We start from the raw sequence: 20,435 nt of genomic DNA, 5'->3' as shown, positions 1-20,435 counted from the left end.
CCCCCCCCCGGCGGGGGCCCCCCCCGCCGGGGGTGGGGGGGGGGCCCGCCCCCCCCCCCCCCGCCGCGCCCCGGGGGGGCGCGCCCCCCCCCCCCCCACGTTTCGGTAACGGCCCGGACAAGAGGACCGACCGTTGCTTCTACGCGCGTTACGGTGCGCCCAAATCGGCGCCCGCAGCGGCGCGTCGGGGATGAAGGGGTGCTTCCAATGCGTCGAATGCCTCGTATCACTCAGTCTCGTGTCACCCGCAGATGTAGCCGTACCGCCGTGGCCGTCGCCGCGCTCGCACTGATCGCCACCGGCTGCGGTGGCACCTCGGGCGAAGGGGCGGGGGAGCAGGGCGACAAGGGCATGGCCATCGCCTTCGACATCGGCGGCCAGGGCGACCAGTCCTTCAACGACGCCGCCTACGCGGGCCTGGAGAAGGCGCGCGCCGAATTCGGCTACAAGGGCGAGGCCGTCGAGCCCAAGGACGGCGAGTCCGACGCCGACAAGGTGCAGCGCCTCAAGCAGCTGGCCAGGCAGGGGTACGACCCGGTCGTCGGCATCGGGTTCATCTACGCCAACGCCACCAAGGAGGCCGCGGAGGCCTACCCGGACACCACGTTCGGCATCGTCGACGACGCGACGGTCAAGGTGAAGAACGTCGCCTCCCTTGTCTTCAACGAGGAGCAGGGCTCGTACCTCGCCGGTGTCGCCGCCGCCAAGGCGAGCAAGTCGAAGACCGTGGGCTTCGTGGGCGGTGTGGACGTCCCGCTGATCCACAAGTTCGAGGCGGGCTTCGCGCAGGGCGTCAAGGACACCGACCCGAAGATCAAGGTCATCACGCAGTACCTGACCGAGACCGCGGAGGAGGGCGGCTTCTCCAGCCCGGACAAGGGCAAGGCCGCGGCCGAGGCGCAGATCGAGAAGGGCGCCGACGTCATCTACCAGGCCGCCGGGCTCTCCGGTCAGGGCGTCGTCGAGGCCGCCGCCAAGGAGAAGAAGTGGGCGATCGGCGTCGACTCCGACCAGTACAAGCACAAGGCCCTGGGCGCGTACAAGGAGTACATCCTGACGTCCGCCACGAAGGACGTCGGCGGTGCCGTGTTCGCCCTGGCCCAGTCGGTCGAGGACGGCAAGCCGCTCAGCGGTGAGCAGCGGTTCTCGCTGAAGGAGGGTGGCGTCGGAGTCACCGAGTCCAACCCGAAGTTCGGTCAGATCCCCGGGCTCAAGGCGGCCGTCGACCAGGCCGAGAAGGACATCGTCGCCGGGAAGATCAAGGTCGCGACCACGCCGTAGCGCGGACACCGACCGTCGGCGGGCGGGCATCCGGGAGGACTCCGGGTGCCCGCCCGTTCGCGTACAGCGAGCCCGGGCGAGCCCCGGAGGGCCCCGGAGGGCCCCTTCGACACAGCCCGATAACGGGTTTGCCGGAAGGTCTTCTCCCGTCGGTCTACGCGCGTTAATCTGCGGCGGAGTCAGCGTCGAACCCCTCCGATCCGTGTCGGCGCTTGTACGAAGGAGCACTTCACATGCGCCGGGTTTCCCGAATAGCGGTCGCGGGCGTGGCGTCCGCCGCTCTCGCCCTCTCCGTCTCCGCCTGCGGCGGCACGTCAGCCGACGCGTCCGGCAGCGGCAAGTCCAAGGGCGTCGGCATCGCGTACGACGTCGGCGGCAAGGGCGACCAGTCCTTCAACGACGCCGCGACCGCCGGCATGGAGCGGGCGAAGAAGGAGTTCAACTACAAGGGCACGGCCGTCGAGCCCAAGGACGGCGAGTCCGACGCGGACAAGACGCAGCGCCTGATCTCCCTGGCCAAGCAGGGCTACAACCCGGTGATCGGCGTCGGTTACGCCTACGCCCCCGCGGTCAAGGAGGCCTCGGAGAAGTTCCCGAAGGTCACCTTCGGCATCGTCGACGACGCCACCATCAAGGCGAAGAACGTCGCGTCCCTGGTCTTCAGCGAGCAGGAGGCCTCGTACCTGGCCGGTGTCGCCGCCGCCAAGGCCACCAAGTCCAAGAACGTCGGCTTCGTGGGCGGCGTGGACGTACCGCTGATCCACAAGTTCGAGGCCGGCTTCGCGCAGGGCGTCAAGGACACCGACCCGAAGATCAAGGTCCAGAAGCAGTACCTCACGGAGACCGCCGCCGAAGGCGGCTTCACCAGCCCCGACAAGGGCAAGGCCGCCGCCGAGGCGCAGATCGAGAAGGGCGCCGACGTGGTGTACCACGCCGCGGGCCTCTCCGGTCAGGGCGTGATCGAGGCCGCCGCGAAGGCCAAGAAGTGGGCCATCGGGGTGGACTCGGACCAGTACGAGCAGAAGCCCCTGGCCGCGTACAAGGAGTACATCCTGACGTCCGCCACCAAGGACGTCGCGAAGGCCGTGTTCAACCTGGCCAAGTCGGTGCAGGATGGCAAGCCCACCACCGGCGTCGTGCGCGGTGACCTGAAGTCGGGCGAGGTGGCTCTGTCCGACTCCAACCCGAAGTTCGCGAAGAACACCGCGATCCAGGAAGCCGTGAAGAAGGCCGAGGAGGGCATCGTCAACGGCGACATCAAGGTCAAGGACAAGCCGTAACCACAGGGACGCGGGTACGGAACGGGGCGCGGGGAGGATTCCCTCGGCCCTGCCCTCCGGCCTGCCGCCTGCCGCGCTACGGGCGACGGCGGCAGGCCGGAGGCCAGGACCGGCCCCGTCGGCCGACCCTCTGACATCAAGTAGGGGCGCTACGCGTGTAGATGGCCCCCTTTCCCAGGAGAGTGCGCCATCGCCACGTCCAGCAGCCCGCCGGAGGCGGGAACGGCCCCCGCCGTCGAACTCACCGGAATCACCAAGCGGTTCCCCGGTGTCGTCGCCAACCACGACATCGACCTCGCCGTCCGCAAGGGCACCGTGCACGCCCTCTGCGGGGAGAACGGCGCCGGCAAGTCCACCCTGATGAAGATCCTCTACGGCATGCAGAAGCCCGACGAGGGCACCATCGCCGTCGACGGGCGGCAGGTCACCTTCGCCTCGCCCGGCGACGCCATCGAGCGCGGCATCGGCATGGTGCACCAGCACTTCATGCTCGCCGACAACCTCACCGTCCTGGAGAACGTCGTCCTCGGCAGCGAGAGGCTGCACGGCATCGGCTCCAAGGCCCGCGCCAAGATCGTCGAACTCTCCGAGCGGTACGGCCTCGGCGCCCGCCCCGACGCCCTCGTGGAGAGCCTCGGCGTCGCCGACCGGCAGCGCGTGGAGATCCTCAAGGTCCTCTACCGCGGCGCCACCACCCTGATCCTCGACGAGCCCACCGCGGTGCTCGTCCCGCAGGAGGTCGACGCGCTCTTCGACAACCTGCGCGAGCTCAAGGCCGAGGGCCTCAGCGTCATCTTCATCTCGCACAAGCTCGGCGAGGTCCTCTCCGTGGCCGACGAGATCACGGTGATCCGGCGCGGCACCACCGTCGGCACCGTCGTACCGTCCGAGACCACCACCAAGCAGCTCGCCGAGCTGATGGTCGGCAGCGAACTGCCCACGCCCGAGACCGCCGAGTCCACCGTCACCGACCGCCCGGTCATCGAGGTCGAGAACCTCAAGCTGCTCGGCGAGGGCGGCCGCCCGCTCCTCGACGACATCTCGTTCACCATCAACGAGGGCGAGGTCCTCGGCCTCGCGGGCGTCGAGGGCAACGGCCAGACCGAACTCGTCGACGCGCTCATCGGCCTCAAGCACGCCGACTCCGGCACGCTCCGCATGGCCGCGGTCGAGGTGGAGCCCGGCGGCGGGACCGAGGAGATCACCTCCTGGTCCACCCGCAGGCGCCGCGAGCAGGGCGTCGGCTACATCCCCGAGGACCGGCACCGCCACGGCCTGCTCCTGGAGTCCCCGCTCTGGGAGAACCGCATCCTCGGCCACGTCACCGAGAAGCCCAACAGCAAGGGCGTCTGGCTCGACCTCAAGTCGGCCCAGGCGGACACCCGGCGCATCGTCGAGGAGTACGACGTACGCACGCCCGGCATCGACGTCACCGCGTCCTCGCTGTCCGGCGGCAACCAGCAGAAGCTGATCGTCGGCCGCGAGATGAGCCACAAGCCGCGCTTCCTGATCGCCGCCCACCCGACCCGCGGCGTGGACGTCGGCGCGCAGGCGCAGATCTGGGACCAGATCCGCGAGGCCCGCCGCGAGGGCCTCGCCGTCCTCCTGATCTCCGCCGACCTGGACGAGCTGATCGGCCTCTCCGACACGCTGCGGGTGATCTACCGCGGCAGGCTCGTCGCCGACGCCGACCCGGCCACCATCACCCCGGAGGAGCTGGGCTCGGCGATGACAGGTGCGGCCTCCGGCCACCTGGAACACGCCGACGACGCCGAGCAGTCCCCCACCGAAGCCGCCGCCCCGGAGGACGAGGCCTGATGAAGAAGTTCGACAGGGAGCGGCTGCTCCTCGGCCTGGCGGGACCGGTGATCGCGCTGGTCGTCGCCGTGCTGCTCACCTCGGTCGTGCTGCTCGCCTCGGGCAAGAGCCCGTTCGAGCCGTACGTGATCATGCTGGAGCAGGCCGGTTTCGCCGACATCCAGGTACTGATCGTCAACGCCGCCTCCGGGTACTACATCGCGGCGCTCGCGGTCGCCATCGGCTTCCGCATGAACCTCTTCAACATCGGCGTCGAGGGCCAGTACCGGCTCGCGGCCATGGTCACCGCGGTCGTCGGCGCCAAGGTCGCGCTGCCGAGCGCGCTGCAGCTGCCGGTGCTGATCCTGGTGGCCGCGCTGACCGGCGCGTTCTGGGCCGGGATCGCGGGCCTCCTCAAGGTCACCCGCGGCGTCAGCGAGGTCGTCTCGACGATCATGCTGAACTCCATCGCGACCTCCGTCATCGGCTACTTCACGCTGCCCTCGCTCTTCGGCGTCCGGCAGGGCAACAACAAGACCACCGGCGAGATGCACGACTCCGGCTGGTTCCCGAACCTGGACCTCGGCCCGGCCGGCGAGCTCTACGGCTTCGTCTTCGTGGCCGTCGCCCTCGGCGTCGCGTACTGGGTGGTCCTGAACCGCACCCGCTTCGGCTTCGACCTGCGGGCCACCGGTGCCTCCGAGTCCGCCGCCGCAGCCAGCGGTGTCAACGCCAAGCGCATGGTCCTCACGGCGATGCTGCTCTCCGGCGCGGTCGCGGGCCTCGCGGGCATGCCGACGCTGCTCAACGACACGCACACGTACAGCCTGTCGTTCCCGACCTCGCTCGGCTTCACCGCCATCGGCATCGCGCTCCTCGGCCGCGGCGGCCCCGCCGGCATCGCCTTTGCCGCGCTGCTCTGGGCCTTCCTCGACAAGGCCTCAGCGGAGCTGGACTACCGCGGCTACGACACCGAGATCGCCGTCATCATGCAGGGCCTGATCGTCATCGCGGTCGTCGTCAGCTACGAGGCCGTACGCCGCTGGGGCCTGCGCCGCCAGCAGCAGCGGGTCGGCGAGGAGATCGCCGCGGGCCACGTCATCGGCGCCGACGGCGACTCGGGTTCCTCCGACTCCTCCGGCACCTCCGGCTCCTCCGGCAACGACTCCGACAAGGAGGTGGCCGGCCGATGAGCACGGCACCCGCCCTCGACAAGCGGCCCGCCGCCGCGTCCACGACCGGCCGCCGCCGCGTCTCGCTGCCCGTCCTCCTGCTGATCATCGCGGGCGTCCTGGCACTCACCTCGATCGTCCGCATCGTCACGGGCGCCGACGGCATCACCAACGTCAGCCAGATGTCCACCGCCCTCAAGCTGGCCGTGCCGATCGGCATGGCCGGACTCGGCGGACTGTGGGCCGAGCGCTCCGGTGTCATCAACATCGGCCTCGAAGGCATGCTGATCCTCGGCACCTGGTTCGGCGCCTGGGCGGGCTACCAGTGGGGCCCGTGGATCGGCGTCCTCGCCGGCATCGCGGGCGGCGCGCTCGGCGGCCTGCTGCACGCGATCGTCACGGTCACGTTCAACGTCAACCACATCGTCTCCGGTGTGGCCATCAACATCCTCGCCCTGGGCGTCACCCGGTACGTCTCCGCGTTCGCCTTCGAAGGCGTCCCGCAGGGCACGTCCAAGCAGTCGCCGCCGGTGGAGTCCCTCGGCCAGTTCTCGGTACCAGGGCTCTCCGAGGGACTGGAGGCCCTGAACGACAAGGGCTGGTTCCTGATCTCCGACGTCGCCGGACTGCTCGGCGGCCTCGTCACCAACATGTCGCCGCTGACCCTGGTCGCCCTCGCCCTGGTCCCGGCCAGCTGGTGGATCCTGTGGCGCACCTCGTTCGGCCTGCGCCTGCGCTCGTGCGGCGAGAACCCGATCGCCGCCGAGTCCCTCGGCGTCAACGTCTACAAGTACAAGTACCTGGCCGTGATCATCTCCGGCGGTCTGGCGGGCCTCGGCGGCGCGTTCCTCTCCATCGTCGCCAACCCCTTCTACCTGGAGGGCCAGACCGGCGGCCGCGGCTACATCGGCCTCGCCGCGATGATCTTCGGCAACTGGATGCCCGGCGGACTCGCCCTCGGCGCGGGCCTGTTCGGCTACACCGACAGCCTCAAGCTCCGCGGCGGCACCGAGAACGTGCACGCGCTGCTGCTCCTGATCGCGATCCTCGTGCTGATCGGCGCGGTCTGGCTCGCGGTCCGCAAGAAGTACGTCGGCGCGGCCATCTCCGTCGCCGTCTCGGCTCTGGTGTTTGCTTGGTACGCGACCACGACGGAGGTGCCGACCCAGGTCGTCACCGCCACGCCGTACGTGGTCACCCTCCTCGTCCTCGCCCTGTCCGCGCAGCGCCTGCGGATGCCGAGGGCGAACGGCAAGCCGTACCGAAGGGGACAGGGCACGTGACACCGGCCGCCGTCGACGTCGACTGGGACGCCCTGCGCGTCGCCGCCCGGGATGCCATGTCCCGTGCGTACGCCCCGTATTCGGGCTACCCGGTCGGCGCGGCGGCCCTGGTCGACGACGGCCGCGTCGTCAGCGGCTGCAACGTGGAGAACGCGTCGTACGGTCTCGGGCTGTGCGCGGAGTGCGGGCTTGTGTCGGCGCTTCGCCTCTCCGGCGGGGGGCGGTTGACGCACTTCACGTGTGTGGACGGGGAGGGGGCGGTGCTCGTGCCGTGCGGGCGGTGTCGTCAGTTGCTGTACGAATTCGGCGGCGCCGAGCTGCTGTTGGAGACGCCCGAGGGGGTCCTCCCCCTCGCGGAGATGCTCCCCCAGCCTTTCGGCCCCGGGCACCTCTCTTGATCCCCTCCCCGCCCCTTCCCGAAAGCTTGCAGCGGCTGTCTTTCGGCTGCGGCGCCGTCGTGGCTGGTCGCGCAGTTCCCCGCGCCCCTATCGGGGCAAAATCAGCCCCTCCGGCGTTTGAGGAGCGGGGGTCCGGGGGCGGAGCCCCCGCAGCCGACAGCAGTCTTTCGGGAAGGGGCGGGGAGGGGATCGAAAACACCGCAACCACCAACCACCCGCACCCGGAAGGTGAACCCATGGACGTCATCAGCATCATCCGCACCAAGCGCGACCGCAAAGAGCTGACCCCCGCCCAGATCGACTGGGTCATCGACGCCTACACCCGAGGCGACGTCGCGGACGAGCAGATGTCCGCCCTCGCGATGGCGATCCTCCTCAACGGCATGACCCGCCCCGAGATCGCCCGCTGGACCGCGGCGATGATCAACTCCGGTGAGCGGATGGACTTTTCGAGCCTCGCCCGCCCCACCGCCGACAAGCACTCCACCGGCGGCGTCGGCGACAAGATCACGCTCCCGCTCGCCCCGCTCGTCGCGGCCTGCGGCGCCGCCGTGCCGCAGCTGTCCGGCCGCGGCCTCGGCCACACCGGCGGCACCCTCGACAAGCTGGAGGCCATCCCCGGCTGGCGCGCACTGCTCTCCAACGCCGAGATGCTCGACGTACTGAACAGCACCGGCGCCGTCATCTGCGCCGCGGGTGACGGCCTCGCCCCGGCCGACAAGAAGCTGTACGCGCTGCGCGACGTCACCGGCACCGTCGAGGCCATCCCGCTGATCGCCTCCTCCATCATGAGCAAGAAGATCGCCGAGGGCACGGGCTCACTCGTCCTCGACGTGAAGGTCGGCTCCGGCGCGTTCATGAAGACCGAGGCGGACGCGCGTGAACTCGCCGAAACCATGGTCGGCTTGGGCACCGACCACGGCGTCCGCACCGTCGCCCTGCTCACCGACATGGCGACCCCGCTCGGCCGCACCGCCGGCAACGCCCTCGAAGTACGGGAATCCGTCGAGGTGTTGGCGGGCGGCGGCCCCGCCGACGTCGTTGAACTGACCCTCGCCCTCGCCCGCGAGATGCTGGACGCGGCGGGCCTGAAGGACGCCGACCCGGCCAAGGCCCTCGCGGACGGCTCGGCGATGGACGTATGGCGCCGCATGATCGCGGCCCAGAGCGGCGACCCGGACGCGGACCTTCCCATCGCCCGCGAACAGCAGATCGTCGAGGCGGCCTCGGACGGCGTGCTGACCCGCCTCGACGCGTACGACGTGGGTGTCGCCGCCTGGCGTCTGGGCGCCGGAAGGGCCCGCAAGGAGGACCCGGTGCAGGCCGGCGCGGGCGTCGAACTGCACGCCAAGCCGGGCGACACGGTGACGAAGGGACAGCCGCTGCTCACCCTGCACACCGACACCCCGGACCGCTTCGACTACGCCCTCCAAGCGCTGGACTCGGCGTACGACATCGCCCCCGCCGGCACCGACTTCACCGCGCGGCCGATCGTCATCGACCGCATCGCCTGAGAAACGCACCACCAACGCACCACCAACGCACCACCGGCCGCACCCGGGGGCGGGGAGCCCCGGGGTGCGGCGGCCTCGTGCACGTACCGTGAAGGCTCCGCACCCTGCGATGAGTTCCGGGCGGTCCGCCGGTCTCCTCTGTGTGAAGGCATCAGAACCGCTCGTTGTCGGCCTCGGCGCCCGGGTCGCCCGGGACGAGGTCCCGCAGCTGTGCGAGCAGATGCTCGCGGGGTTGCAGGCCACCGGCGCCACCGAGGTGGTCTGCGACGCCGGTGCGCTCGCCGTGCCCGACATGGCCGCCGTCGAGGCCCTGGCCCGGATGCGCCTCACCGCGCGAAGAGCGGGAGCCGGGATGCGCATCCGGGACCCAGGCCCCCGCCTTGCCGGGCTACTCGCCCTGGTCGGCCTTGCTGAGCTGTTCGGGGAAGTCGAAGAGCGGGAACCACCGCTTGGTGTCGAGGAAGCAGTGGAACCCACTGATCCGGCCGTTTGACGTCTCGATGATCTGCAGCGCCCAGGGCACCATCGCGTCCGAGCCCTCCGGGTCCGGCTTGTAGTGCGCGAAGGCCGGGGTGCCGTTGGCGAAGGTCGGCAGCAGCTTGGAGCCTTCGCAGCCCGCACCCTGGTTGACGAGGAACGCCAGGATGTCGTCGTGCCCCTTGAGCCACAGGTCGAACGGGGGCATCGTCATGATCGCGTCGTCGTGCAGCACGGCGGCCAGGGCCTTCATGTCGTACCCCTGGAACGCGTCCATGTAGCGCTTCAGCAGGTCCTGCTGCTCCTCGTCGAGCGGATCCGCCGGGTCGGAGTCCTTGACCGGGGACTCGTTGAGGGTCGCGCGGGCGCGTTGCAGCGCGCTGTTCACCGAGGCGACCGAGGTGTCGAGGAGCTCCGCGACCTCGCTCGCCCGCCAGGCGAGGACCTCGCGCAGGATCAGCACCGCGCGCTGCTTGGGCGGCAGATGCTGGAGCGCGGCGATGAAGGCGAGCCGCACGGACTCCCGGACCACGGCCGTGTCCGCCGGGTCCGCGGTGGACGACAGGACGCGGCTGTCGGGGATCGGCTCCAGCCAGGTGGCCTCCGGGTGCGGGTTGAGCTGTGCCGTGGCCTGGCGGCCGCGCTCGGTGAGGTCCATGGGCAGAGCGCGCTTGTTCCCGGCGTTCAGCATGTCCAGGCAGACGTTCGTCGCGATGCGGTAGAGCCAGGAGCGCAGCGAGGAGCGGCCCTCGAACTTGTCGTACGCCCTCCAGGCGCGGACGAAGGCGTCCTGCACCGCGTCCTCGGCCTCAAAGCTGGAGCCGAGCATGCGGTAGCAGTACCCCGTCAGCTCCGTCCGGTACTTCTGCATGCCGGCGTCGAGTTCGCTCTGCGTCGATGCCAGATCACTCATGGAGTCCACCTCAACCACCGCTTCGTACGGCCTGTCCCGACCCGTCTCTTTGGAAGCTACAGGAGCCCACTGACAATCGCGCGGGAGCTGGGAAAACCAAGTACGAAGCGGCAGTTGGGGTTGACAGTGCGTGGTCGGGGACCGCTCAGCGGTGGGCCGCGGCGGCGACCAGGACGCGGCGTTCCGCGCGGGCCGCGTGCGAGCCGTACAGGGTCACCGAGACGACGCCGAGCACCGCGAGCAGGCCGAGCAGGACGGTGCCGGCCCAGCCCCCGGTGTGGAACGCGAACGCGCCGAGCGTGCCGCCCACGCTGGAGCCGAAGTAGTACGCGGACTGGTACAGGGCGGAGGCCTGCGCACGCCCCTGAGTCGCCGTACGGCTCACCGACGAGGACGCCACCGCGTGCCCCGCGAAGAAGCCGGCGGTGATCAGGACCAGGCCGAGCAGGACGGCGGCGAGGCCGTCGGACAGGGACAGGAGCAGGCCGGACGCCGTCGTGCCGACGGCCAGGTACAGCGCGCCGCGCCGCCCGAGCCGACCGACGAGCCTGCCCGCGGCGGCCGAGGAGGCCGTGCCGACCAGGTAGACCAGGAAGATCGAGCCGACCACGCCCTGCGGGAGCGAGAACGGGGCGCCGACGAGCCGGTAGCCGATCACCGTGTAGACCGCGCCGAAAACCGTCATGAACAGCGCGCCGATCACGTACAGGCGGCAGAGCAGCGGGTTGGCGAGGTGGCCGCGCACGGTCCGGGCGAGCACCCGGGGGCGCAGCGAACCGGCCCGGAAGTGCCGGGGGGCGGGCAGCAGCAGCCGGAAGGCGAGGGCGCACACCAGGGCCATCAGGCCCACCGCGGCGAGCGCCGCCCGCCAGTCCCAGGCCTGCGCGACCCAGCCGGTCAGGACGCGGCCGCTCATGCCGCCGATGGAGTTGCCCGCGACGAACAGGCCGATCGCGGCGACCAGCGCCTTGGGGCGTACCTCCTCCGCCAGGTACGCCATGGCCGAGGCGGGCAGACCGGCGAGCGCGGCGCCCTGCACGGCGCGCAGCGCGATCAGCCAGCCGAGGTCGGGCGCGAACGGCACGAGCAGGCCCACCACGACGGCGACAGTCAGGGACACCGTCATCAGCGTGCGCCGCCCGAACCGCTCGGAGAGCGCGCTCAGCGGCAGGACGAACAGGGCGAGGGCGCCGGTCGCGGCGGAGACCGTCCAGCTCGCCGTGTCGGCGGTGACGGCGAAGTCCGCGGAGATCGCGGGGAGCAGGGCCTGCGTGGAGTACAGCAGGGCGAAGGTGGCGAGCCCCGCGGCGAACAGGGCGAAGCTCATCCGGCGGTAGCCGGGGCCACCGGGCGTGAGACGCGTGTCGGTCTCGGCCGGGGCGGGAGCGGAGTCGGAGGGGGACGCGGAGGTGAGGGCGCCCGCGGGTTGGGCGGACGCCTTGCTACTGGCAGGTGGCATACGTCGAAAGTAGGCACGCGCGCCTGATGCGTCCAATGCATGAACAGGCGACAATCGTTCCCATGGCGCATGAGAGCAGCTCACGGCGGAGGCTGTCGCAGAACAGTTACCCGCAAGACATCCGCGGGACCGTCGAGACCACCCCCGACTCCTGGCCGGCCGTGCTCGCGCCGCGCCTCGCGTACTTCGCCGGGGTCGCCCGCACCGAGCACGTCACGCGCGCGGCACAGGAGATGCAGGTGCCGCAGTCGACGCTGTCCCGTGCGCTGGTCAGGCTCGAACAGGACCTGGGCGTCGACCTGTTCGCCCGGCACGGCCGTACGCTCTCGCTCACCCCCGCGGGCCGTACGTTCCTCGCCTCGGTGGAGCGCGCGCTCGGCGAGGTGGAGCGCGCGGCGGAGGCGGTACGCGCTGACGCGGACCCGGAGGCCGGCAAGGTCGCCTTCGGCTTTCTGCACACGATGGGCTCGGAGACCGTGCCCGCGCTGATCCGGGAGTTCCGCGTGCACCATCCGCGCGTGCGGTTCTCGCTCGTGCAGAACTACGGCGAGTGGATGCTGGAGCGGATGCGGGCGGGCGAGCTGGACCTCTGCCTGACCTCGCCGGTGCCGGACGCGCCGGACCTCGTCGCCCGCCGCCTGGACGAGCAGCGGCTGCGGCTCGTCGTACCGGAGGACCACCGGCTCGCCTCCCGCAAGCGGGTCCGGCTCGCGGAGGCCGCGGAGGAAGCGTTCGTCACGCTCGAACCGCCCTTCGGACTGCGGCGGATCACGGACGACCTGTGCGCGCGGGCGGGGTTCCGGCCGCGGGTCGCGTTCGAGGGGGAGGAGGCGGAGACGCTGCGCGGGCTCGTCGCGGCGGGCCTGGGCGTGGCTCTGCTGCCGCCGCCGGCGTTTGCCCGTCCGGGGGTTGTCGAACTCACGGTGACGGCGCCGCGGGCGGTACGGGAGATCGGCGTGGCGTGGCTGGCCGACCGCCCGTCCCCACCTCCGGTGATGGCCTTCCGCCGCTTCTTGCTGGGCCGACGGGGCCGCTTGCTGCCGTGAGTTTTTCCCCACCCCGCCCCTTCCCGAAAGCTTGCAGCAGCGGTCTTTCGGCTTTCCCGCCGTCGTGGTCGCTCGCGCAGTTCCCCGCGCCCCTGTCGGGGCACGTGAATTCAGCCCCTCCGGCGTTTGAGATGGGGGTCCCCCCTGCTCGAGCGAAGCCGAGAGCTTGGGGGAGGGGGTCCGGGGGCTGGCCCCCGAAGCGCCGCAGGCTTTCGGGAAGGGGCGGGTAGGGGACAATCTCCGGGGCGAACACCCGACTACCCCCGCAACGACCGCCCGAACCCGGAGGCAAGAGGCATGCGCAGCCCCAGCGGCGGCGGCGCCGCGAGCGCGTCGGTGAGGGGGCGGGAGAAGGCCCGCCCGAACAGCGTGCCGAGGACGAAGTCCGCCGAGAGCGCCGCCACCTCGGCCCGATGCTGATGCAGGCCGTGCCCGTCCGAGTGCACCTCGAACCGGCACGTGTCCCGGTTCGCCTTCTTCACCCGCTCGGCGAACCGGAACGACAATTCCGGATCGGTCCGCTCATCGTTCGTGCCGTGCACGATCAGCACGTGCCGGCCACTCAGCTGCTTCACCGGTTCGGGCGCCACCGCGACATCGTCCTCCGGCAGCCAAGGAGCCAGCGCGAGCACGGAGTCGACGGCCGGATGACCCGCGGCGTGCAGCGCTGCCCGCCCGCCCATGTCGATCCCGGCGAGGCAGACCGGCACGTCCCCGTAGCGCCGTACGACCTCCTCCACCGCCCAGCGGGCATCGCGCGCCGGCAGCGCGTCCGAGCCGTTCCAGCCGCGTCGGCCGCCGCGCACGACATGCCCGACGAGCCCCTCCGCGCGCCCCGCCCGCACCAGGTTCCGGGTAAGGACCCGGGCCGTGTTCACCGCCAGCGGCGAGGGGCGGCGCATGGAGGTCTCGGTGCCGCCGGGCAGCAGCAGCACGACACCGCTGACGGCGGAGTTCTCCGCGCCGATGAGGCGCCCAAGTCGGGTGCCCGGTAAGGGCATTGCTTGCTGTGCCATGACAGAACACTCTCAGAAGCGCGGGTGTACGGAGCCCCAAGCACCGGTCACTGTTGCGTATCGACGCGAGCCACGGTTCCGTATCGAAGAGCGGTACGACCCGAGACATCTACGCGCGTAGGCGTTACAGTGCCGAGATGACGAGCCAGACCACTCCCGCACCGGCCCCGGAGCAGATCCGGCGGGCCCCGAAGGTGCTGCTCCACGACCATCTCGACGGCGGCCTGCGCCCCGGCACGATCATCGACCTCGCCCGCGAAGTGGGGTACGAGGCACTCCCCGAGACCGAGGCCGACAAGCTCGGCGTCTGGTTCCGCGAGGCCGCCGACTCCGGTTCGCTGCCGCGCTACCTCGAGACGTTCGCCCACACCTGCGCCGTCATGCAGACCAAGGAGGCCCTCTTCCGGGTCGCCGCCGAGTGCGCCCAGGACCTCGCCGAGGACGGTGTCGTCTACGCGGAGATCCGGTACGCGCCCGAGCAGCACCTGGAGAAGGGGCTCACCCTCGAAGAGGTCGTCGAGGCCGTCAACGCTGGCTTCCGCGAGGGCGAGCGGCGCGCGAAGGAGAGCGGCCACCGCATCCGCGTGGGCGCCCTGCTCACCGCGATGCGGCACGCGGCCCGCGCCCTGGAGATCGCCGAACTCGCCAACCGCTACCGAGACTTCGGCGTGGTCGGCTTCGACATCGCGGGCGCGGAGGCGGGCTTCCCGCCCACCCGGCACCTGGACGCGTTCGAGTACCTCAAGCGCGAGAACAACCACTTCACGATCCACGCGGGCGAGGCCTTCGGGCTGCCGTCCATCTGGCAGGCCCTGCAGTGGTGCGGCGCGGACCGCCTCGGCCACGGCGTCCGCATCATCGACGACATCCAGATCGCCGACGACGGCACGGTCGAGCTCGGCCGCCTCGCCTCGTACGTACGCGACAAGCGCATCCCGCTGGAGATGTGCCCGACGTCCAACCTGCAGACGGGCGCGGCCACCTCGTACGCCGAGCACCCCATCGGGCTGCTCCGCCGGCTGCATTTCCGGGCCACGGTCAACACGGACAACCGCCTGATGTCCGGCACGAGCATGAGCCGCGAATTCGAGCACCTGGTCGGCGCTTTCGGTTACACGCTCGACGACATGCAGTGGTTCACAGTCAATGCGATGAAATCAGCGTTCATTCCTTTCGATGAACGACTGGCCATGATCAATGACGTGATCAAGCCGGGTTACGCCGAGTTGAAATCCGAGTGGCTGTTCCAGCAGACCGCCTCGACCAGGGGTTCTGTGGCCTCAGCGAGCTGATTCGGGGAAATCGGAAAGGGCCGGGACGTTTGTTCCCGGCCCTTTTTCCCGGCGTTTTGGTGTTTGCGAGCGCGTACGGCCCGTGGATAGCTTGCCAAACCGCTCCATCCCCGTCACAAGGACGTATTCACCATGAAGCACTCTGCCGCCAAGACCCTCGGTGTCGCCGCTCTCGGTGCCGCTTTCGCCGCTGCCGGTGCGGGCAGCGCGTCGGCCGTGGTCCCGGGCCTGACCGACGCCGCCGGGACCGTCGGCAACGTGGCCTCCGCCCTGCCGGTCGGTGAGGTCGCGAAGAACCTGCCCGCCGGCGAGTCCCTGGCCCAGGGGCAGCAGGCCCTCGCGGGCGGGCTGTCCGCCGCCCAGACCCCGGACGCCGCCGCCTCGGGCGAGGGTGACCCGGTCAGCGGCCTGCTCGGCGGTCTGCCGGTCGGCAAGGGCCTGCCCGTCGGCGGCTGATCCCGCCGGTCCGCGACCGGCCCCTTCCCGGTCGCGGGCAACGACGGACGGCGGGGTGCGCACTCCCGGGCGAGTGCGCACCCCGCCGCTGTTGTGTGTGCGTACGGCCACGGGCTACCAGGCGGCGGTGGCCCGCTTCTCCGACGGCAGCAGCAGCCACAGCGCGAGATAGATCAGGAACTGCGGTCCGGGCAACAGGCACGAGGCCACGAAGATCACGCGCATCGTCGTCGCGGAGGTGCCGAAGCGCTGGGCCAGCGCTGCGCACACTCCGCCGATCATCCGTCCGTTCCTGGGGCGAACAAGGGCGGTCATGGTGGCTCCTTCGCGGTACGAGGAAATCGTCTGTGTGTCTTCGACGGTACGTCCGCGAAGCGGTGCAAAGCGTCGGACTACGGGGCGATCCCGACCCTGGGAATCGTCGGGGTCGAACCCTGAGAGCCCTCGTCCCTGGGTCGGGCACGCGCCGGGCCGAGCGGCCTCCGGCGCAGCCGTGCGCGGGCCGCGGGCACGACGGCCACGTGCGCCAGGGCCACCCCGAGGGTGTTGAGCAGCAGCGAGTCGACGTCGACGACCTGCCCCGGCACGCCGGTCTGCAGCAGCTCGATGCCGAGGGAGACGAGGCCACCCGCGGCGACGGTACGGGTCAGCGACATCAGGGGCGAGGCGCACAGGCGCCCGCCGACCAGCGGGAGCAGAACCCCGAGCGGAGCCAGGAGCAGCATCTGCTCGCCGATCCGGCGCACCGCCTCCCGCGGCGCGAGCGCCAGGTCCGCTCTGATCCCGGCCATCGGCTGCAGGTTGGGCGCGCTCACCCAGGGCACGTCCAGGGGACGCAGCGTCACCCAGGCGACGAACAGAAGATGCGCGAGGAGGAGGGCGGCTCCCGCCACGCGAAGGGGCACGCTGCCGCTTTGGCCTTGACACTGCACGCCGTCGAAGACGCGTCTTCCGTGCACATCGGTTCCCGCCCCGATAGGGGCGCGGGGAACTGCGCGAGCAACCCGCGAAAAGCCGCAGTCGCGTCTGCGCATGCTCCACGCAGATGCGACTGCGGCTTTCGTCGTGGCTGAGCGCGCAGTTCCCCGCGCCCCTGACGGGGCACCCCTATCAGCGAACCGTCTCCGCCGGGGCGGGCACCGTGCCGGGGCGGGCCCGGAGTTCCTCCGTGCACTCGTACCGCCGGAGGGGGGAGTCCTGCCCGGTCCCACCGAGCAGGACCGAATCGTCCCGCTCCGCGGCCACGCTCTGGGCGAAGGTGCAGACGATCTGGGCCAGTTCGTACGGCGACATCCGCTCGGGCGGGGTGCTGATCCGCAGCGCCCTCGACGGGTCGTCGCCGCGCGGGCCCGTGACCTTCGGGTGGCCCTTGACGTCCGAGGTGAACCCGGCCTGGTCCTCGGCCTCGGTGGGCGGCTCCCCGAGTTCGGCGAGGAGGGCCTGGGCGACCTGCACCGGGTCCTGGGCGGCCGAGTCGGAGAGGCGTACCGCGCGGTCCACGCGTACCAGCTGTGAACCGCAGACGAGGAAGATCTCCTGCGGGACGGTGCCGGTCTGCGCCCGAGTGGTCGTGATGTCGGCCGCGGTGCTCACGCACGGCACCCGCGACGGGGCCGGGCCGAATTCCGTCGGGACCTCCGTGGCGCGGATGCCGCAGCCCGCGACGCCCGCGGCGAGCAAGGCGGCCAGGGCACCCCGGGCCAGTAGCCTCCGGGTGCGCGTACGTGCCGTCATCGGTCCGCCTTCTTCGCCTGCTGGTCCGTACCGCCGTCGTCTCCGCCGTCACCGGCGTCGTCACCGCTGCCGGTGCCCTCGCCGCTCGGCAGCCGGAGGGTGAACACCGCGCCGCCGCCCGGGGAGTTGGCGGCCGTGATCTCGCCGCCGTGGATATGGGCGTTCTCCAGGGCGATGGAGAGGCCGAGGCCGCTGCCCTCGGAGCGCGGACGGGACGCGCTGGCCTTGTAGAAGCGGTCGAAGACGTGCGGCAGCACCTCCTCGGGGATGCCGGGCCCCTGGTCCCGTACCGAGATCACCAGCTCGTCGCCCTCCTGGTGCACGGAGACACGCACCGGCGACCCCCCGTGCTTGAGGGCGTTGCCGATCAGGTTGGCGAGGATCACGTCGAGGCGGCGCGGGTCGAGGCGGGCGGTGATGCCGCGCTCGGCGTCCAGGTCGACGGCGTCCAGCCAGGCGCGGGCGTCGATGCAGGCGGTGATCTGGTCGGCGATGTCCACGTCGTCCAGGACCAGACGGGCGGTGCCGGCGTCGAAGCGGGTGACCTCCATCAGGTTCTCGACGAGGTCGTTGAGGCGCCGGGTCTCGCTGACCACCAGGCGTACGGCCGGGGCGATCATCGGGTCGAGGCTGTCCTCCTCCTCTTCGAGCACCTCGGTGACGGCGGTGATCGCGGTGAGCGGGGTGCGCAGCTCGTGCGACATGTCGGCGACGAAGCGGCGGCTGGACTCCTCGCGGGCGCTCATGTCCGCGACCTTCTTCTCCAGGGACGCGGCCGTGGAGTTGAACGTCCGTGACAGCTCGGCCAGTTCGTCGGTGCCGGAGACCCTGAGGCGGGTGTCGAGCTTGCCCTCGCCGAGGCGGCGGGCGGCGACGCCGAGCCGGTGCACCGGCTTGAGCACGGTCGTCGCGGCGGCCTGGGCGAGCAGCGCGGCGCCGATCAGGGCAAGCGCGGTGGCGATCCCGAGGGACCAGGCGAGGGAGTTGAGATCCTTCGCCTCCGGTTCGAGGGACTTCAGCATGTACCCGGTGGGCCCGCCGCCCATCACCCGCGTACCGCCCACGAGATACGGAGTTCCGCCCTCCACCTCACGCTGCCAGAACAGCCGGTACGTCTCCTCGTCCGCGCCGTCGTCCGACTTCTCGGCGACCGGCTTGTTGACGGCCTTGCGCAGCGATGCCGGGACGTCGTCGACGGTGAAGGCGTCCAGCTCGGAGGTGCCGACGACGGTCCTGCCGTCGGGGTTCTCGCCGATCAGGACGACGCTGTAGCCCTGACTGCCGTGGGCCATGTTCCGCGCCGCGCGGTCGAGTTCGTCCTTCGTGGGCTGCCGCGGCAGCGCGGCCACGCGGTCCTGCATGGCCTCCTTGAAGTCGCCGAGCGCCGCGTCCTGGGTGCGGGTGAGCACGGCCTCGCGGTTGAGCCAGTACGCGATGCCGGAGGCGGAGACGGCCGCGGTCAGCGCGATCAGGCTGAACACGACGACGAGGCGCAGCCGCAGGCTGGTCAGGCGGAGGCTGGTGAAGAGGGAGCGGCTCCAGGTCCTGGGAGGAGTCCCGGGGCCCTCCTGCGCGGATGTCACTGAGGCGTGTCCAAGCGGTACCCGACGCCACGGACCGTGCGGATCAGGGTCGGCGACGACGGCACGTCCTCGACCTTGGCGCGCAGCCGCTGCACACACGCGTCCACCAGGCGGGAGTCGCCGAGGTAGTCGTGCTCCCACACCAGGCGGAGCAGCTGCTGGCGGGAGAGGGCCTGGCCGGGCCTGCGGCTGAGTTCGAGCAGGAGTCGCAGCTCGGTCGGCGTGAGCTGCAGGTCCTCGCCGTCCTTGGTGACCGTCATCGCGGAGCGGTCGATGACGAGTGAGCCGAAGGCCGCCGCGTCGTTGGCCTCGCGCTCGCCGCGGCGCAGGACGGCACGGATCCGGGCGTCGAGGACCCGGCCCTGCACGGGCTTGACCACGTAGTCGTCGGCGCCGGACTCCAGGCCGACCACCACGTCGATGTCGTCGCTGCGCGCGGTGAGCAGGATGATTGGCAACTGGTCGGTGCGCCGGATGCGGCGGCACACCTCGAACCCGTCGATGCCGGGCAGCATCACGTCGAGAACGATCAGATCCGGGCGCTGTTCGCGCAGCAGTTTCAGACCGTCCTCGCCGGTGGCGGCGGTGGACACACGATGCCCCTGGCGCGTCAGCGACAGCTCAAGGGCCGTGCGGATGGCGTCGTCGTCTTCGATCAGCAACAGGGAAGGCACGTCGGTCATTCTGTCGCATGGTGCGGTGGTGTTTCGACTGTTGGGACGCTCCCGCCGCCGACCAGGCCGTTCACCCGGCGATCTCGCCTCGATCTCCGCGACCGACAGGCGCTGTGACAGGCCTGTGACAGTCGACAGACACCGCGATGAAAGTCGAAGGGCAGGCTTTTGGTCACACGGAACGCACCGGCCACGGACCTTCGGACGGTGCGTCTGGACCAGTACTCCACGACGGGGGGCGCGAGATGAACACACTGCACGGCACCAGCGCGAGCGCAGTTGTCACGCGTCTGCACGACATCACCACGCGGAGCGCCGGCCAGCACGAGAAGTCCGGTGCGGGAGTGCGGGGGTGCGCTCGCGGTACCGGACGGCAGCACACTGGGTACATGACGGTGGTCGACGCCCGCCCCACGGGCGGCGTCGGCAACGGGGGATCGTACGGGGAGGACTCGGGGGAGCGGACGTCCCTGTCGGAAGTGGAGTTCACCGCTTACGTAAAGGAGCGCCGCGCCTCCCTGTACGCCACCGCGTACCACCTGACCGGTGACCGCTTCGAGGCCGAGGACCTGTTGCAGAGCGCGCTGTTCTCGACGTACCGCGCCTGGGACCGGATCACCGACAAGGCCGCGGTCGGGGGCTACCTCCGCCGCACCATGACCAATCTGCACATCAGCGCGTGGCGCCGCCGCAAGCTGAACGAGTACCCGACCGAGGAGCTGCCGGAGACGGTGGGCGACACGGACGCGATGCGCGGCACGGAGCTGCGCGCGGTTCTCTGGCAGGCCCTGGCCCGCCTTCCGGAACTGCAGCGGACGATGCTCGTGCTCCGCTACTACGAGGGCCGTACGGACCCGGAGATCGCGGACATTCTCGACATCAGTGTCGGCACGGTGAAGTCCAGCATCTGGCGCTCCCTGCGCCGGCTGCGCGAGGACGAGGTCCTCAGCTTCGGCCGTGACCTGGAGGAGTCCTTCGGCGAACTGGTGGCATAGCCGCCGCACGTCGAAGGTACGGGGGCCGTCGCATCGGGGGACGCGACGGAAAGGGCCCAGGGGGC

20 protein-coding genes are annotated in these 20,435 nt (G+C 70.9%); 12 read left to right on the top strand and 8 right to left on the bottom strand.

Going from position 1 to position 20,435, the window contains the following annotated elements; translation table 11 throughout:
• Positions 1–207: 207 nt before the first annotated feature.
• The 8 genes from QIT00_RS34410 to QIT00_RS34375 all read left to right on the top strand — a co-directional run bounded on the left by QIT00_RS34410 (position 208) and on the right by QIT00_RS34375 (position 9,218).
• Positions 208–1,281 carry a BMP family lipoprotein gene (locus QIT00_RS34410; RefSeq protein ID WP_408909909.1) on the top strand — a complete coding sequence of 358 codons (1,074 nt, stop codon included), beginning with the start codon at positions 208–210 and terminating at the stop codon, positions 1,279–1,281.
• 233 nt (positions 1,282–1,514) lie between these two features.
• On the top strand, positions 1,515–2,561 hold the full coding sequence (locus QIT00_RS34405; RefSeq protein WP_282539414.1) for a BMP family lipoprotein: 1,047 nt from the start codon (positions 1,515–1,517) through the stop codon (positions 2,559–2,561).
• Between the two features lie 189 nt (positions 2,562–2,750).
• Positions 2,751–4,379 carry an ABC transporter ATP-binding protein gene (locus QIT00_RS34400; RefSeq protein ID WP_282539421.1) on the top strand — a complete coding sequence of 543 codons (1,629 nt, stop codon included), beginning with the start codon at positions 2,751–2,753 and terminating at the stop codon, positions 4,377–4,379.
• Positions 4,379–5,551 carry an ABC transporter permease gene (locus tag QIT00_RS34395; RefSeq protein ID WP_282539413.1) on the top strand — a complete coding sequence of 391 codons (1,173 nt, stop codon included), beginning with the start codon at positions 4,379–4,381 and terminating at the stop codon, positions 5,549–5,551. The genes QIT00_RS34400 and QIT00_RS34395 overlap by 1 nt, the downstream gene beginning before the upstream one ends.
• Complete coding sequence (locus QIT00_RS34390; protein WP_282539412.1) at positions 5,548–6,813, top strand: ABC transporter permease; 1,266 nt, start codon at positions 5,548–5,550, stop codon at positions 6,811–6,813. Before QIT00_RS34395 ends, QIT00_RS34390 begins: the two co-directional genes overlap by 4 nt.
• Positions 6,810–7,211 (top strand): cytidine deaminase, encoded by a 402-nt coding sequence (locus tag QIT00_RS34385; RefSeq protein ID WP_282539411.1) that lies wholly within the window; start codon positions 6,810–6,812, stop codon positions 7,209–7,211. The genes QIT00_RS34390 and QIT00_RS34385 overlap by 4 nt, the downstream gene beginning before the upstream one ends.
• A gap of 236 nt (positions 7,212–7,447) precedes the next feature.
• Entirely contained in the window at positions 7,448–8,725 is a 1,278-nt protein-coding gene (locus QIT00_RS34380) for a thymidine phosphorylase (protein ID WP_282539410.1), read from the top strand.
• Positions 8,726–8,834: 109 nt separating this feature from the next.
• On the top strand, positions 8,835–9,218 hold the full coding sequence (locus QIT00_RS34375; protein ID WP_282539409.1) for an STAS domain-containing protein: 384 nt from the start codon (positions 8,835–8,837) through the stop codon (positions 9,216–9,218).
• Here QIT00_RS34375 and QIT00_RS34370 read toward each other — a convergent pair.
• On the bottom strand, positions 9,114–10,115 hold the full coding sequence (locus tag QIT00_RS34370; protein WP_282539408.1) for a sigma-70 family RNA polymerase sigma factor: 1,002 nt from the start codon (positions 10,113–10,115) through the stop codon (positions 9,114–9,116). The genes QIT00_RS34375 and QIT00_RS34370 overlap by 105 nt on opposite strands.
• A gap of 145 nt (positions 10,116–10,260) precedes the next feature.
• Entirely contained in the window at positions 10,261–11,574 is a 1,314-nt protein-coding gene (locus QIT00_RS34365) for an MFS transporter (RefSeq protein WP_282539407.1), read from the bottom strand.
• A gap of 62 nt (positions 11,575–11,636) precedes the next feature.
• Between QIT00_RS34365 and QIT00_RS34360 the strand changes: the two genes are divergently transcribed.
• A complete protein-coding gene (locus QIT00_RS34360) occupies positions 11,637–12,620 on the top strand; it encodes a LysR family transcriptional regulator (RefSeq protein WP_282539406.1) in 984 nt (327 codons plus the stop codon).
• Positions 12,621–12,877: 257 nt separating this feature from the next.
• Here QIT00_RS34360 and QIT00_RS34355 read toward each other — a convergent pair whose 3' ends face one another.
• The gene (locus QIT00_RS34355) at positions 12,878–13,636 is read right to left on the bottom strand and encodes a prolyl oligopeptidase family serine peptidase (protein WP_282539405.1); all 759 of its coding nucleotides are present in this window, start codon (positions 13,634–13,636) and stop codon (positions 12,878–12,880) included.
• Positions 13,637–13,773: 137 nt separating this feature from the next.
• Between QIT00_RS34355 and QIT00_RS34350 the strand changes: the two genes are divergently transcribed.
• Positions 13,774–14,928 carry an adenosine deaminase gene (locus QIT00_RS34350; protein WP_282539404.1) on the top strand — a complete coding sequence of 385 codons (1,155 nt, stop codon included), beginning with the start codon at positions 13,774–13,776 and terminating at the stop codon, positions 14,926–14,928.
• Between the two features lie 132 nt (positions 14,929–15,060).
• Positions 15,061–15,384, top strand: coding sequence for an ATP-binding protein (locus QIT00_RS34345; RefSeq protein ID WP_282539403.1), 324 nt, complete (start codon positions 15,061–15,063; stop codon positions 15,382–15,384).
• A gap of 114 nt (positions 15,385–15,498) precedes the next feature.
• Here the strand turns inward: QIT00_RS34345 and QIT00_RS34340 are convergent, their stop codons facing one another.
• The 5 genes from QIT00_RS34340 to afsQ1 form a co-directional block, all read right to left on the bottom strand.
• Complete coding sequence (locus QIT00_RS34340) at positions 15,499–15,699, bottom strand: PspC domain-containing protein (protein WP_282539402.1); 201 nt, start codon at positions 15,697–15,699, stop codon at positions 15,499–15,501.
• 77 nt (positions 15,700–15,776) lie between these two features.
• Complete coding sequence (locus QIT00_RS34335) at positions 15,777–16,277, bottom strand: VanZ family protein (RefSeq protein WP_349017226.1); 501 nt, start codon at positions 16,275–16,277, stop codon at positions 15,777–15,779.
• A 217-nt stretch (positions 16,278–16,494) separates the two neighbouring features.
• A complete protein-coding gene (locus QIT00_RS34330) occupies positions 16,495–17,118 on the bottom strand; it encodes a hypothetical protein (RefSeq protein ID WP_282539401.1) in 624 nt (207 codons plus the stop codon).
• Positions 17,115–18,800, bottom strand: a complete 1,686-nt coding sequence (locus QIT00_RS34325) for a sensor histidine kinase (protein ID WP_349017225.1) — start codon at positions 18,798–18,800, stop codon at positions 17,115–17,117. Before QIT00_RS34325 ends, QIT00_RS34330 begins: the two co-directional genes overlap by 4 nt.
• A complete protein-coding gene (afsQ1, locus tag QIT00_RS34320) occupies positions 18,698–19,375 on the bottom strand; it encodes a two-component system response regulator AfsQ1 (RefSeq protein WP_282510855.1) in 678 nt (225 codons plus the stop codon). Before afsQ1 ends, QIT00_RS34325 begins: the two co-directional genes overlap by 103 nt.
• A 245-nt stretch (positions 19,376–19,620) precedes the next feature.
• Here afsQ1 and QIT00_RS34315 point away from each other — a divergent pair, with 245 nt between their 5' ends.
• The gene (locus tag QIT00_RS34315; RefSeq protein ID WP_282539400.1) at positions 19,621–20,370 is read left to right on the top strand and encodes a SigE family RNA polymerase sigma factor; all 750 of its coding nucleotides are present in this window, start codon (positions 19,621–19,623) and stop codon (positions 20,368–20,370) included.
• Positions 20,371–20,435: the final 65 nt, after the last annotated feature.

The organism is Streptomyces luteolus, from assembly GCF_029968015.1.
Lineage (GTDB): Bacteria > Actinomycetota > Actinomycetes > Streptomycetales > Streptomycetaceae > Streptomyces > Streptomyces luteolus.
Note: the sequence above shows the minus strand (reverse complement) of the source record. Positions and strands in the feature narration are given on the sequence as shown.

What these genes read in the sequence shown, in the direction of transcription:
- QIT00_RS34365 (WP_282539407.1), bottom strand. Translation starts at nt 11,574, where the DNA reads ATGCCACCTGCCAGTAGCAAGGCGTCCGCCCAACCCGCGGGCGCCCTC.
- QIT00_RS34405 (WP_282539414.1), top strand. Translation starts at nt 1,515, where the DNA reads ATGCGCCGGGTTTCCCGAATAGCGGTCGCGGGCGTGGCGTCCGCCGCT.
- QIT00_RS34390 (WP_282539412.1), top strand. Translation starts at nt 5,548, where the DNA reads ATGAGCACGGCACCCGCCCTCGACAAGCGGCCCGCCGCCGCGTCCACG.
- QIT00_RS34345 (WP_282539403.1), top strand. Translation starts at nt 15,061, where the DNA reads ATGAAGCACTCTGCCGCCAAGACCCTCGGTGTCGCCGCTCTCGGTGCC.
- QIT00_RS34375 (WP_282539409.1), top strand. Translation starts at nt 8,835, where the DNA reads ATGAGTTCCGGGCGGTCCGCCGGTCTCCTCTGTGTGAAGGCATCAGAA.
- QIT00_RS34395 (WP_282539413.1), top strand. Translation starts at nt 4,379, where the DNA reads ATGAAGAAGTTCGACAGGGAGCGGCTGCTCCTCGGCCTGGCGGGACCG.
- QIT00_RS34360 (WP_282539406.1), top strand. Translation starts at nt 11,637, where the DNA reads ATGGCGCATGAGAGCAGCTCACGGCGGAGGCTGTCGCAGAACAGTTAC.
- QIT00_RS34380 (WP_282539410.1), top strand. Translation starts at nt 7,448, where the DNA reads ATGGACGTCATCAGCATCATCCGCACCAAGCGCGACCGCAAAGAGCTG.
- QIT00_RS34355 (WP_282539405.1), bottom strand. Translation starts at nt 13,636, where the DNA reads ATGGCACAGCAAGCAATGCCCTTACCGGGCACCCGACTTGGGCGCCTC.
- QIT00_RS34340 (WP_282539402.1), bottom strand. Translation starts at nt 15,699, where the DNA reads ATGACCGCCCTTGTTCGCCCCAGGAACGGACGGATGATCGGCGGAGTG.
- QIT00_RS34410 (WP_408909909.1), top strand. Translation starts at nt 208, where the DNA reads ATGCGTCGAATGCCTCGTATCACTCAGTCTCGTGTCACCCGCAGATGT.
- QIT00_RS34330 (WP_282539401.1), bottom strand. Translation starts at nt 17,118, where the DNA reads ATGACGGCACGTACGCGCACCCGGAGGCTACTGGCCCGGGGTGCCCTG.
- QIT00_RS34350 (WP_282539404.1), top strand. Translation starts at nt 13,774, where the DNA reads ATGACGAGCCAGACCACTCCCGCACCGGCCCCGGAGCAGATCCGGCGG.
- QIT00_RS34315 (WP_282539400.1), top strand. Translation starts at nt 19,621, where the DNA reads ATGAACACACTGCACGGCACCAGCGCGAGCGCAGTTGTCACGCGTCTG.
- QIT00_RS34370 (WP_282539408.1), bottom strand. Translation starts at nt 10,115, where the DNA reads ATGAGTGATCTGGCATCGACGCAGAGCGAACTCGACGCCGGCATGCAG.